This window comes from Asprobacillus argus (genome assembly GCF_032248395.1).
Lineage (GTDB): Bacteria > Bacteroidota > Bacteroidia > Flavobacteriales > Flavobacteriaceae > Polaribacter > Polaribacter argus.
In genome coordinates, this window is sequence record NZ_JAVTTO010000003.1 from 534272 (window position 1) to 548241 (window position 13970).

General features: G+C 36.7%; 7 protein-coding genes. All 7 read left to right on the forward strand.

Going from position 1 to position 13970, the window contains the following annotated elements; translation table 11 throughout:
• Nucleotides 1–162 precede the first annotated feature (162 nt).
• The 7 genes from RQM59_RS09835 (at nt 163) to RQM59_RS09865 (ending at nt 13964) form a co-directional block, all read left to right on the forward strand.
• A complete protein-coding gene (locus RQM59_RS09835; protein ID WP_349241935.1) occupies nt 163–3330 on the forward strand; it encodes a glycoside hydrolase family 2 TIM barrel-domain containing protein in 3168 nt (1055 codons plus the stop codon).
• A gap of 10 nt (nt 3331–3340) precedes the next feature.
• The gene (locus RQM59_RS09840) at nt 3341–5269 is read left to right on the forward strand and encodes a hypothetical protein (protein WP_349241936.1); all 1929 of its coding nucleotides are present in this window, start codon (nt 3341–3343) and stop codon (nt 5267–5269) included.
• 26 nt (nt 5270–5295) lie between these two features.
• Nucleotides 5296–6132 (forward strand): glycoside hydrolase family 16 protein, encoded by an 837-nt coding sequence (locus RQM59_RS09845; RefSeq protein WP_349241937.1) that lies wholly within the window; start codon nt 5296–5298, stop codon nt 6130–6132.
• 118 nt (nt 6133–6250) lie between these two features.
• Nucleotides 6251–9715: a hypothetical protein gene (locus RQM59_RS09850; protein ID WP_349241938.1), complete on the forward strand. Its 3465-nt coding sequence runs from the start codon at nt 6251–6253 to the stop codon at nt 9713–9715.
• Nucleotides 9716–9729: 14 nt separating this feature from the next.
• Complete coding sequence (locus RQM59_RS09855) at nt 9730–11022, forward strand: glycosyl hydrolase family 17 protein (RefSeq protein ID WP_349241939.1); 1293 nt, start codon at nt 9730–9732, stop codon at nt 11020–11022.
• A 13-nt stretch (nt 11023–11035) separates the two neighbouring features.
• On the forward strand, nt 11036–12526 hold the full coding sequence (locus RQM59_RS09860) for a glycoside hydrolase family 30 protein (RefSeq protein ID WP_349241940.1): 1491 nt from the start codon (nt 11036–11038) through the stop codon (nt 12524–12526).
• Nucleotides 12527–12542: 16 nt separating this feature from the next.
• Nucleotides 12543–13964, forward strand: a complete 1422-nt coding sequence (locus RQM59_RS09865; protein WP_349241941.1) for an MFS transporter — start codon at nt 12543–12545, stop codon at nt 13962–13964.
• Nucleotides 13965–13970: the final 6 nt, after the last annotated feature.

The following is a 13970-nucleotide window of genomic DNA, read 5'->3' on the forward strand; positions in this document are numbered from 1 at the left end:
CAACTATTAACAGGGTTTATTTGATAAATTCTCAAAATTCCATAGGTTTTTTTGCAGTGTATACTTTTTATTGAGGTTTTATTTTAATAATCGTCAATTCTTAACATTAAATTTACTATCACACAATTTTAGGCGTGTATAAAGAACTTAAACTTATATAACATGAAAAAAAATCTACTAACGCTCCTACTTCTAGTAAGCACTACATTGATGTTCTCTCAGGCTGATAAAGTCTCTGTACAAAAAGATGCCAATGGAATGCGACTAAAAGTAAATGGCGCAGACTTTATGATCAACGGTATGAATTGGGATTACTTTCCTATTGGTACCAACTTCAATTATAGTTTATGGAACCAATCAGATGACTTCATTAAAGAAGCATTAGATGCAGAAATGGGTCTTTTACAAAACATGGGAATTAATGCAATACGTATGTATACTGGTGTTCAACCCAAATGGATTCAATATATCTACGAGAAATATGGAATTTACACTATGCTTAACCATTCTTTTGGTAGATATGGCTTAACCATTAACGGAGCTTGGGTGCCAGTGACCAACTATTCTGATGCTGATACTCAAAAACTGCTTCTATCAGAGGTTGATAAACTAGTAAATACGTATAAAAATACACCAGGTCTTTTGATGTATCTATTAGGTAATGAAAATAATTATGGTCTTTTTTGGGCAGGTGCAGAAACAGAAGATTTTCCTGATGAAGACGAAAAAAGACAAGCTGTAGGAGAAAGTCGTGGTAGACCAATGTATCGCTTAATGAACGAAGCAGCTAAAAAAATGAAAGCTGTAGACCGTTCTCACCCAGTAGCTATTTGTAACGGGGATCTTCTATTTGTAGATATTGTAGCTGAAGAATGTAAAGATGTTGATATCTATGGCGCTAATACCTATCGTGGAATTTCTTTTACCGATATGTTTGAAGTTGCGAAGAAAAAACTGGACATGCCAATCATGTTTACGGAATTTGGTTCAGATGCTTTTAATGCTAAAAACAATCAGGAAGATCAAAAGATGCAGGCATATTATGATCTTGGGAACTGGAAAGAAATTTATGAAAACGCTGCCGGTTTAGGAAAAGCACAGAATTCAATTGGAGGTTTTACTTTCCAATTTAGTGATGGATGGTGGAAAAAGGGACAAACCAAGAATTTAGATGTACACGATAATGATGCTACCTGGCACAATGGAGGTTACCCTATAGATGTTGCCTCTCCAGGCGCAAATAACATGAATGAAGAATGGTTTGGTATTTGTGCAAAGGGACCCAATAATGAAAAAGGTCTATATACATTGTATCCAAGAGCAGCCTACTATGCGTTAAAAGAAGCACACAAATTTAATCCTTTCGGATTAGGAGCAAGTCAAAAGACTTTAGATGATCATTTTGCTCAAATAAACTTAATGGACGCCGTTTTACGAGCTCGCGGAGACAAAGCAGCTTTAAGTGGTGGGGCTGGATCTAAACTAAGTATTAGTCAGCTTACCGCTCAGTTTACTACATTTCAAACAGGAGGTAGTTTGATTACTACGCCTGACAATCCAGATCCAAACGAAACAAACTATCCAAATCAACTTGGGTTTGATCATATGCAATCATACTTTATTGGAGTTGAAGGAAACCCTTCTCCAAATATGAGAGCAAATGTTACATTTAATGTAATCGGTAATGTTGCTGAAAACCCTATAGATGAGATTTTCTATGAAAATAGAGCTCGTCCATTAACGGTGAGTACGCCTGATGGGAATGCGATCATTACTGATAACAATAGAGTAAATGTCTACAATGCAGAATTCGCATGGAACACCAAAGACTTTGACATAAGAGGATTCTATCGTACTGGACACTATCATTGGGGATATGAAGGTGATTTCTTTGGATTGTATCCAGAAGCGAATTACGGTCCAAATTTAGATATCTATGGAGGTGAGATTCTAGGAGTCGAAGTTGATGGAAAAGGTTCTTTTGATGGATTCAAAGCCGCTTTCGGACCTCAACTTTGGTGGGGAGCGAATCCAACAGCGCTTTTAAAATATCGTAAAAAACTCGGTCACTGGGAAGTTACTGGTATCTACCACAGAGATTTCGAAACGGATATTATCATTGATCCAGTAACCGGAAAAAGGGTATTAGATGCAAATCAGGTTCGAAGTGGTATTATCCCAGCCTTTCCAACAGAAAGAGCCACTCTAGTGCTAGAAAAAAAATTCGGTCATTTCGGTCTAACTTTAGGAGGGATCTGGGCTGGAAGTCCTTTGAATGGAACGAGTTTCCAAGATATAGATGATAACGGAAATGTAGTAGTCGACAGAGTTCAATCTTCAGACAACTACGGATGGAAAGCCAAACTTACCTATCAAAAAGGAACATTCAACTGGTATGCTCAAGGTGGGGTATCAGGTATTGTTGCCAATGGTGGAACAGACCAAACGCAAACATTCACAGGATGGAGATTAAAAGATAACGGAAGTGGAAATCAATCGAACTTCCTTACTGGTTTTACGATAAATAAAGGAAATCTTCAAATTGCACCGAATTTCTTGTGGCAAAAGCCATTAGTAGCACCAATGCCTAACAATTTAGGTGGTGCGGGAAGGCTACGTAATGTAATTGACGACCCTTTCGCAGTAAGAGGAAATAGAGAAACCACTGGTGGAGAGCTGCTATTAACATATGACCCAACACCAGGAACCTGGATGTATGAATGGGACAATGATAGAGCAGAAGATGCAAAATTTGCCATGAACTTAGGTTTTGTATATCGTCATTTGCCAACAACCATGGATGCACATATTGGTTTCTTAGCCAATCGTACTTTCTTTGCTTTCCCTAATTCCGCTCCAGCAGAAGATCTTTGGGAAGTGCACTCAAGAATGGTTTCTAAGATTAGTCCAGAGTTAGGCATCATTGGTAATTTTTATTATGGAAATGGTCAAGCAAATGGTGATAGCGACAGATTGGTAAAAAGATTCGGTGGTGACATTAGAATGATCTACAAAAAAATGAAAATAACATCTATGGTTAAAGTCAATGACTGGGGGCCTTTCGATTATCATCGAGATTTCAACCTTACATTCCCTTTACAACTTATGTTAGATGTATCTACAACTTTAGGGAAACCAGATTGGTTTGTTTTGCCAAGCACAAGAATCGGATTACGTGGAACATGGCGTTCTTTAAATCAGTATTCTCCAAGGTTTTCACCTAATGCTGCTCCACAATTTGGAAATGCACCGATTATCAGTCCTGTAGGATTTCCAAACGGTTCTGAATGGGAAATTAGAACGTACGTTCATATTAACATAGGAAAATAAAACATACACAATGAAGACAATAAAATATATCAAAACAAAGATTTCCATAGCAATGGGGATATTACTTCTGACAACCGCAGGTTGTGAAAGAGATCTTTCAGAAGATGTTGTAGCGGCAACATTTCCTAGTACCGCTGAAGTATATACAGATGCTCCTGTAGGCCTGACAGATGAGTTTTTCATTTCCTTTAATCCTGCAGAAGGTGCTAATCCGAATGGATTTGGGACAGACGACAACGTTGCATATCAAGGAAATTCTTCTATTAGAATTGATGTACCTGGAATTAACGATCCTAATGGTACTTTTATCGGAGGAATTTTTAAAGACAGAGGGAATGGAAGAAACTTAACTTCCTATGACGCCTTAACTTTCTGGGTGAAAGGATCAACCACAGCGACTGTGGGTGTATTCGGTTTTGGTACCGATTTCGAACAAAATAAATATGTTGTAGGTCTTGACAATGTTCATTTATCTACAGACTGGACAAAAGTGGTCATTCCAATTCCTGATGCTTCAAAATTAGTGCAAGAAAAAGGAATGTTCACATTCTCGGCAGGTACCGATAGTACCGGTGGTCTGGGATATACTTTCTGGATTGATGAGATCAGGTTCGAAAAACTGGGTACCATTGCTCAGCCAAGGCCCGCTATTATGAATGGACAAGCCGCTACAGCTCAAACATTTAACGGAGCTGTTGCGATCGTAAATGGACTTACAGAAACATTCAACTTAGCAAATGGTCAAGATGTTACGGTAACGGCGGCTCCGCTTTACTATACATTTACGTCTTCAAACACAGCAGTAGCAACCGTTACCGAAATTGGAGCAGCTGTAGTAAATACAGCAGGAACCACTACCATTACAGCAAGTCTTAACGGAATAGATGCTGCAGGTTCTTTAACTTTAGAATCTCTTGGAGATTTCACAAATGCACCTACACCGACTAGAGATGCATCATTAGTGATTTCTTTATTTAGTGATGCTTATGCAAATGTTCCTGTAGATTACTTTAACGGATTCTGGCAACCATTCCAAACAACAGGATCTGCCGACTTTAATGTAAATGGAGATAACGTATTAAATTATACGAACTTTAATTTTGTAGGTACTAGTTTTAGCAACCCTACAGTAGATGCGACATCTATGACGCACGCCCACTTTGACATCTTTATTCCAGGAACCATTAATCCTGGTTCACAGTTAAAGATCACCATTCGTGACTTTGGAGCTGATGGTGTAGATGGTGGAGGAGACGATACAAATCTAGAAACAACATTAACTACTGCAACACTAGTGGGAGATGCATGGAACAGTATAGATATTCCATTAACAATGGTGAACAAGAATCGTTTAGGACTTATCATTTATGAAAATCTTGGTACGAATCTTACGAATTTCTATGCAGATAATATTTACTTCTATGAAGTACCCACAACGCCAACTGCAGCCGCTCCAGATCCAACACTTCCTGCTGCAAATGTTATTTCGTTGTTTAGTAATGCGTATACAGATGTGACCGTTGATACTTGGAGAACACCTTGGTCTGCTGCAGCGACAGTATTCTCTGATGTTACGATTGCGGGTAATGATACCAAAAAATATGAAAACTTAGGTTTTGTAGGAATTGAAACAGTATCAAATACTGTTGATGCCTCCGCTATGACACACATTCACATGGATGTATGGTCACCAGATTTTACATCATTTAATATAAAACTTGTTGATTTTGGTCCTGATAATGCTTTTGGTGGAGGAGACGATACAGAGCACGAAATTAGTGTTACAGGTCCGGCTCAAGGTGAATGGGTAAGTTTAGACATTCCCTTAAGTGATTTTACGAATTTAACATCTAGAGCTAACATTGCGCAATACATATTGGTTGGGCAACCTTTTGAGGTAACAGATGTATTTATCGATAATATATATTTCCATAATTAATCAGGTTAACATCTAATACGAAAATCATGAAAATAAATAAATTCAATATAAAAGCTTTCTCAACCTATGCGTTATCATGTATCTTGATACTGGGCCTTTCGGGTTGTGAAACAGATGAAACTCAGACAGTAGTAAACTTCACAAATCTAGTATGGCAAGATAACTTCGATACTGATGGTGCGCCAGATGCTGCTAAATGGATCTATGACATTGGTACAGGATCCAATGGATGGGGTAATAATGAGTTACAGTATTATACAGACAGACCAGAGAATGTAAAGGTTCAGAACGGAATGCTAGAAATTACTGCAATTCAAGAATCATATATGGGTTCGGGTTATACATCCGCTAGAATTTTAACAAAAGGACTGTTCGAAAGAACATACGGGAGATTCGAAGCAAGAATTAAATTACCATGGGGTCAAGGAATATGGCCAGCTTTTTGGTTGTTGGGGGACGACTCTAATGGCTCTGTTATTTGGCCTCAAATTGGTGAGATCGATATCATGGAATACCGTGGACAAGAACCTACTATTACACATGGTAGTGTGCACGGACCTGGATACTCAGGAGCAACACCAGTAACTAAAAGTTACGAGTTGACAAACGATCGTTTTGATACTGGCTTCCATGTATTTGGAATTGAGTGGGGCCCAAATTATATCAATTATTACGTTGATGATGTGCTCTATAATCAAATCACGCCAAGTGATGCAAATGGAGAATGGGTCTTTAATGATAATTCATTTTACATCATCATGAATATGGCAGTAGGAGGGTCTTTTGCTGGTTCTCCAGATAATAGCACCGTATTTCCGCAAACCATGTATGTCGATTACGTGCGAGTGTACTCTCAAAACTAAGTAAAACACATATCAGATTTATGCTTGAAGGTGGTTGACCTAACGATCTTCAAGCATCTATATCAAATCCACAACGAAAAAGAACTAATTAAGAAACTCTACAACTAAGAACGTTGAAATGATTAGCGAGACAATTTTGAAAGAAGAAAAGAGATATATAAAAGATATTCGACTCACATCTGTAAACATTGATAATGAAATGTATTACAAGATTTCCAATAGTGAAGGGATGCGTCCCTTCTTTATGAGTATTGTAAGTGACTCCAATCATTGGATGTTCATTTCAAGTAATGGAGGTTTAACAGCAGGAAGAAAAAATGCCGAATACGCCTTGTTCCCATACTATACTGATGATAAAATTACAGAATCAGCAGACATCACTGGGAATAAATCCATTTTTAAAGTTCGTAAGAATGGTAAAGAATACATGTGGGAACCTTTGGCTATAAGATCTTTAGGGAGGTACAACACATCCCAAAACTTGTATAAGAACAAGTATGGAAACAAAATTATATTCGAAGAGATCAATCATGATTTGGAGTTAACATTCAGGTATCAATGGAGTTCTAGCAACATTTTTGGCTTTGTTAAAAAATCTAAGCTAATCAATGCGTCAAATGATCCCGTTGATGTTTCTTTTGTAGATGGGATTCAGAACGTTATGCCCGCAAGCATTGGTGCCGATATTCAAAATCAATCAAGTAATCTTGTCGATGCATACAAGCGCAATGAATTAGAAGAAGCAACAGGGTTGGGCATCTTTGCTCTTAGTGCAATTTTAGTAGACAAAGCAGAGGCTAGTGAAGCTTTAAAGGCAAACATTGCATGGTCCTTAGGTCTTCAAAACCCGACATATTTACTATCATCTCTTCAATTAAACAACTTTAGATCGCGTCAATCAATCTCCCAAGAGGTTGATGTTAAAGCTGAAAAAGGTGCTTATTTTGTGAATGACAAAATTACATTACAAGGAGAATCTTCTAAAGAATGGATGATTATTGCCAATGTAAATCAGAATCATTCAGATATCGCTCGTCTATCTAAACAAATACAAGAAGATGCAGATCTAGCACAAAAAATAAATGATAACATTGCTTTTGGAACTAAGCGCCTTATCGAATTAAATGCCGCATCTGATGCTATTCAAGCTTCAGCAGACAGTTTGCGTGACACACGTCATTTTTCAAACACGCTCTTCAACATCATGAGAGGAGGAATTTTCGATGATGGTTATCAAATCGAAAAATGGGATTTTAATAATTATCTCTCAAATGCAAATAAAAAGGTCGCTCGAACGTCGGAATCTGTTGTGGCAGGTTTACCTGATGTATTCTCTGTAACAACATTACACGAAACTGCATATAATAGTGATGATAAAAACTTTAGACGACTTTGTTTAGAGTACATGCCATTGAAGTTTAGTCGTCGTCATGGAGACCCAAGTCGCCCATGGAATAAATTTTCTATAAATACTAGAAGTGAAGTAGATGGTTCTAAGATCTTAGATTATGAAGGGAACTGGCGAGATATTTTTCAGAATTGGGAAGCACTAGCCCATTCATACCCCGAGTTCATTGAAAGTATGGTGCATAAGTTTTTAAATGCAACCACATTTGATGGCTACAATCCTTATCGAATTACCAAAGATGGTTTTGATTGGGAGACTATAGAACCAGATGATCCCTGGTCATATATTGGGTATTGGGGAGATCATCAAATTATCTATTTGTTGAAATTTCTCGAATTCATCAACAATCACAAACCAAATCAGTTAGAGAGTTTCTTTACAAAAAATCTGTTTGTCTACGCGAATGTTCCTTACAAGATTAAGCCTTATGAAGACTTATTAGCAAACCCTAAAGACACCATTATTTTTGATGAGGATTTGGATCATAAGATTCGTGCTGAACGAGACCAATTAGGTGCTGATGGAGCATTGCTTCGTGATGAGAACAGATTCATTGTAAAAGTGAATTTTATTGAAAAAATATTAGCTACATCGTTAGCAAAATTATCCAATTTTATTCCTGAAGGAGGAATATGGATGAATACACAACGCCCAGAATGGAATGATGCAAACAATGCACTAGTAGGAAATGGCGTATCCATGGTTACGCTTTATTATTTAAGGCGATTCTTTAAGTTCTTTGAAAAGTTGCTGGCTTCTGCACAAGTTGATAGCGTAGAGGTTTCAAATGAGATTTTTGACTTTTTCAATGCTGTTTTAGAAACTTTTGAGCAACACAGAAACCTACTTTCTGATGCCATTTCTGACGGCAATAAAAAATTAATTCTAGACAGTTTAGGAAAAGCTGGAAGTGACTTCAGAACACAAATTTATGAGCATGCATTTACAGGGAGAAAAACGACTCTTTCTATGTCAAAATTGAGAGACTTTGTATCCATAAGTAAATCATATTTAGAGCATTCAATCAAGGCAAATAAACGTTCTGATGATTTATATCATGCATACAATTTAATGACGATAAATACAGACAATTCTATTTCTATTTCCTATTTAAGTGAAATGTTAGAAGGTCAGGTTGCTGTTTTAAGTTCTGGCTACCTCAATGCAAGGGAATCGCTCAATGTATTGAATGCATTAAAACGCAGCAAACTTTTTAGAGAAGATCAATATAGTTATCTGTTGTATCCAAATAAAAAATTGAAGGGATTCTTAGATAGAAATACGATTCCTGAAGACGCGATCTTATCATCCAAATTGTTGCAGGAACTATTAAAAGACGGTAACGTGCAGATTATAGAAAAAGACGTAAACGGAGCATATCATTTTAATGGAAACTTTAAAAATGAAGGTGATGTTTCTGAGGCTTTGAAAAAATTGTCTGGATCAAAATATCAATCACTTTTAGATTCAGATTCACATAAAATATTGAACGCTTTTGAAGAGGTTTTTAATCACAAAGCATTTACAGGAAGATCAGGAACCTTTTATGGTTATGAAGGATTGGGATCTATCTATTGGCATATGGTTTCAAAGCTATTACTAGCCGTTCAAGAGTCTTGCTTAAAGGCGATATCTGATGGAGAAGACGAAGTAGTTGTTGGACATTTACTTGAACACTTCTATGAAATTAATGAAGGAATAGGCGTTCATAAATCACCTCAATTATATGGTGCTTTCCCAACGGACCCTTATTCACATACACCATATGGTAAAGGTGCTCAGCAACCTGGAATGACAGGTCAAGTAAAAGAAGATATTTTAAGCCGATTTGGAGAATTAGGAATCTTTGTGACACAAGGAAAACTATATTTCAACCCTTGCTTATTAAGAAGAGAGGAATTCTTTACTGAACCTACGAATTTTGAATACCTGAGTCTTTCTAAAGAAAAGAGAATAATTGAAATGGAAGAACATTCATTAGGATTCACCTATTGCCAAGTGCCAATTGTATATCAAATTTCAGAAAACGATATGATAAGAATATCATTTAAAGATGGGAGCTCTAAATCTTTCGATCACCTAGTTGTAGATCAAGAGATCAGCGAACAGATCTTTAAGCGCACTGGAAATGTAACTCAGATAATCGCGCACATTAAATCGAGTCATTTAAAATAAAAATGTACAAATCCATGAAGTTGAAATTTTATCTATACACAATAATTCTTTCAAGTATTTTATGGTCTTGTAAAAACGAAAAGAGCAAAAATAATTTGAAAAAAGAACCTAAACAGAAAACAGCATTGACAGCAAAAGATATATTAGGAAATCCAGAATATTTAGCAATCTCTTATGGTGGTTATCGTAAGACCTCTCGAGATGTTCAACCCACTATAGCACAAATAAAAGAAGATATGAAAATTCTTTATGCTATGGGTATAAGAATATTGAGAACATATAATGTTCAATTAGCGCAAGCTCCAAACATTTTAAAAGCAATTCGAGAATTGAAAAAAGAAGATGCAAACTTTGAAATGTACGTTATGTTGGGCGCATGGATCGATTGTAAGAATGCCTGGACCGATAAGGTTCCTGATCATAATATAGAAAGTGAGCAGAATGCTGGAGAAATTGAAAGAGCGGTTACGCTAGCTAACGAATACCCTGATATTGTAAAGATTATTGCGGTTGGAAACGAAGCTATGATAAGGTGGGCAACCAGCTATTATGTACAGCCCAATGTAATTCTAAAATGGGTTAATCATTTACAAGGATTGAAAAAAGAAGGTACGCTATCGAAGGACCTGTGGATTACTAGCTCAGATGATTTTGCATCTTGGGGCGGTGGAGATCCAAGCTATCATGTAAAAGATCTTGAAGATTTAATGAAGGCAGTGGATTATATTTCCATGCATACCTATGCCTATCATAACAGTCACTATAATCCTGAGTTTTGGAAGTCCTCAGAAGAAGATGAAAAGTTATCGGACGTAGAAAAGATAGATGCTGCAATGTTACGGGCAAAGCAATTTGCAATGGACCAATACAAAGCGGTTTCTGAATATATGAAAAGTCTTGGGGTTGACAAACCCATCCATATTGGAGAAACGGGTTGGGCAACAGTATCAAATGGCCATTATGGTCCAACAGGGTCGAGAGCTACTGATGAATACAAGGAAGCGTTGTACTATAAGTCTTTGAGAGATTGGACCAACGAAGCTGGTATATCATGTTTCTACTTTGAAGCTTTTGATGAGCCTTGGAAAGATGCAGCCAATCAAAGTGGTTCCGAAAACCATTTTGGACTTTTCACAGTTGATGGCAAAGCTAAATACGCCCTGTGGAACTTAGTTGATAAAGGCACTTTTGAACACCTTACTAGAGATGGAAATACTATTTCCAAAACCTACCATGGCAAGAAAGAAGATCTAATGAAGGAAGTATTAACACCACCGAAAAAAAAAGAAATGTCTCTAACACACTAAAATAATTTTTACGATGAAACTAATTAGAAAATCCAGTTTTTTTATGCTTATCCTTATGACCATAGCATCTTGTACATCAGAGAAATCATTGTCAGTAGAAGTTTATGAAACTTCCGAAAGCGGACATAAGCTAACTTTAATTTCTGAGTTTTCTAAAATGGATAGCGTCTCGACAATTATTCTAGACCCAGAAAAAAAATACCAAACCATTTCTGGTTTTGGTGGTGCTTTTACTGAGTCTTCTGCATATCTATTAAATAAATTAAGTCAACAAAATCGAGATACGATCTTAAAAGCATACTTCGCCAAAGACGGCGCAAATTATTCATTGACCAGAACTCATATGAATTCTTGTGACTTTTCATTGACTAATTATTCATACACTCCTGTTGCTGGAGATAAGGAATTGAAACACTTTACCATTCAAGAAGATAAAGACGATCTCATTCCTATGATTAAAGATGCTATGGCTATTTCTGAAGATGGCTTTAACATATTCGCTTCTCCCTGGACAGCCGCTCCATGGATGAAAGACAATAACAATTGGGTTGGCGGAAAGCTGCTTCCAGAGTATTATGATACTTGGGCACTTTTCTTTTCAAAATATATTGATGCATATAAAGCGGAAGGGATTGAGATTTGGGGGTTCACTGTGGAAAATGAACCACATGGAAATGGAAATAATTGGGAGAGCATGCATTTCTCTCCAAAAGAAATGACAGATTTTGTTGAATTTCACTTAGGTCCAAAATTAGAAGCTGATGGATATGGAGATAAGATCATTTTAGGATATGATCAAAACAGAGCTGGATTAAAGGAATGGGTAGACGAAATGTATAGAGATGAAAACTCTTCGAAATACTTTGACGGGACAGCAATTCATTGGTACGAAAGCACCTATGATTATTTCCCTGAAGCACTACAATATGCACATAATAAAGCACCCGATAAATATCTGATCGAGACTGAAGGCTGTGTGGATTCTGAGGTTCCAAAATGGCAAGATGATGCTTGGTACTGGAGAAAAGAAGCAACAGATTGGGGCTGGGATTGGGCTTCTGAAAAGGAAAAACATCTACATCCTAAATATGCTCCAGTAAATCGATACGCTCGAGACATCATAGGCTGTCTTAACAATTGGGTAGACGGTTGGGTAGATTGGAATATGGTGTTGGACACGCAAGGTGGACCAAACTGGTTCAAGAATTGGTGCGTGGCTCCAGTAATTGTGGATCCCGAAAAAGATGAAGTCTACTTTACTCCGATATACTATACCATGGCACATTTTAGCAAATACATTAGGCCAGGTGCGGAGGTCATTGATGCTATAAATTCAGATAAAGATTTGATGGTGACTGCTGCGAAAAACCCTGATGGGTCTATCGCTGTTGTTATTTTCAACGAAGGAAAGGAAATGAAAAACTTTGACCTCAATCTAGGTGAAGTTTCTAAAAATATAACGATAAGTCCCCAAGCTATACAAACTATAGTGATTAACAACTAATTAAAATTAACTAATTATGTCACAATCCGTAAAAGTTCCTATTGGTCAAAAAGCTGCTTTTGGAGCAGGTCACTTAATAAATAATTTAATTCCTGGTATTCTAGGGGTTTTTGTAGTAATACTTAAATCTGCAGATGGATTTGGAATGGATACAGTTTTAGCTGGACTTATTGTAGGTATCCCAAGGTTATTTGATGCTATTACTGATCCTGTTATGGGGTATGTGTCCGATAATACAAGTTCAAGTTATGGAAGAAGAAGGCCATACATTTTTATTGGAGCTATACTATCGGGGTTAATATTTGCCATATTATGGCAAGTACACGGAGATAATACCGAAATGTATAATTTTTGGTATTTACTTATTTTCTCAATACTACTAATTTTTGGTAATACTATTTTCTCAACACCATTAATAGCTCTTGGCTATGAAATGACTTCAGATTATAGAGAGAGAACACGTTTAATGAGTTTTGCCAATACAATTGGCCAAGTAGCATGGATGTTAGTTCCTTTTCTATATGTATTGATTCCTGATGACAGCCTTTTCGATACGCAACCGGAAGGAGTTAGAACAGTTGCCTTAATTGCAGGTGTCGTCATAATTATTTTGGGAATTTTACCTGCAATATTTTGTCGCGGAATTGATGCCAGCAAAATGGAAGGAAGAGAAGACATAACTCTTAAAAGTGTTTTTGGCAGCATGGGTAAAATTTTTAAAGGAATTAAGAAAGTTCTTAATAATAAACCCTTTGCAAAACTCTGTTTGGCTACTTTTTTAGTGTTTAACGGATTTCAAATTGTTGCAGAATTTGGGGTGTTTATTATTAATTTTTACATGTTCGATGGTGATTGGGGAGCTTCAAAATGGTGGATCGCATTATTTCCAGCTGTAACTGCAGCTTATACAGCTTTCATTGCAATTCCCATAATCAATTGGATGGCTAATAAATATGGAAAGCGAAAGGCTTTTATTTATGCAACCTTAATTTCTATAGTAGGATACATATTAAAATGGTGGGGATTTGACCCTGAAAATTATTATATGGTATTTCTTCCGATCCCACTAATGGCATTTGGTATGGGATGTTTATTTACGCTAATGATGAGTATGACCGCAGATGTTTGTGACTTAGATGAATTTGAAAATGGTATGCCTCGTAAAGAAGGAACATTTGGCGCTATTTATTGGTGGATGATAAAAGTTGGACAAGGTCTTGCTTTGGTATTTTCCGGAGTTATACTAAAACTACTTGGTTATGATCCTACAGCAACAACACAAACAGCAGAAGCACTTACAGGAATGCGAATTACTGATATAGTTTTACCGGTTATTACAGCTCTTTGCGCTATATGGGTAATGAGAAATTATAGTTTAAATGAGAGTAGAGCAAAAGAAATAAAAGAAGAATTAGTCAAACGACGAGGGGAATTATAAAACAAC

What these genes read in the sequence shown, in the direction of transcription:
- RQM59_RS09835 (WP_349241935.1), top strand. Translation starts at nt 163, where the DNA reads ATGAAAAAAAATCTACTAACGCTCCTACTTCTAGTAAGCACTACATTG.
- RQM59_RS09840 (WP_349241936.1), top strand. Translation starts at nt 3,341, where the DNA reads ATGAAGACAATAAAATATATCAAAACAAAGATTTCCATAGCAATGGGG.
- RQM59_RS09845 (WP_349241937.1), top strand. Translation starts at nt 5,296, where the DNA reads ATGAAAATAAATAAATTCAATATAAAAGCTTTCTCAACCTATGCGTTA.
- RQM59_RS09850 (WP_349241938.1), top strand. Translation starts at nt 6,251, where the DNA reads ATGATTAGCGAGACAATTTTGAAAGAAGAAAAGAGATATATAAAAGAT.
- RQM59_RS09855 (WP_349241939.1), top strand. Translation starts at nt 9,730, where the DNA reads ATGAAGTTGAAATTTTATCTATACACAATAATTCTTTCAAGTATTTTA.
- RQM59_RS09860 (WP_349241940.1), top strand. Translation starts at nt 11,036, where the DNA reads ATGAAACTAATTAGAAAATCCAGTTTTTTTATGCTTATCCTTATGACC.
- RQM59_RS09865 (WP_349241941.1), top strand. Translation starts at nt 12,543, where the DNA reads ATGTCACAATCCGTAAAAGTTCCTATTGGTCAAAAAGCTGCTTTTGGA.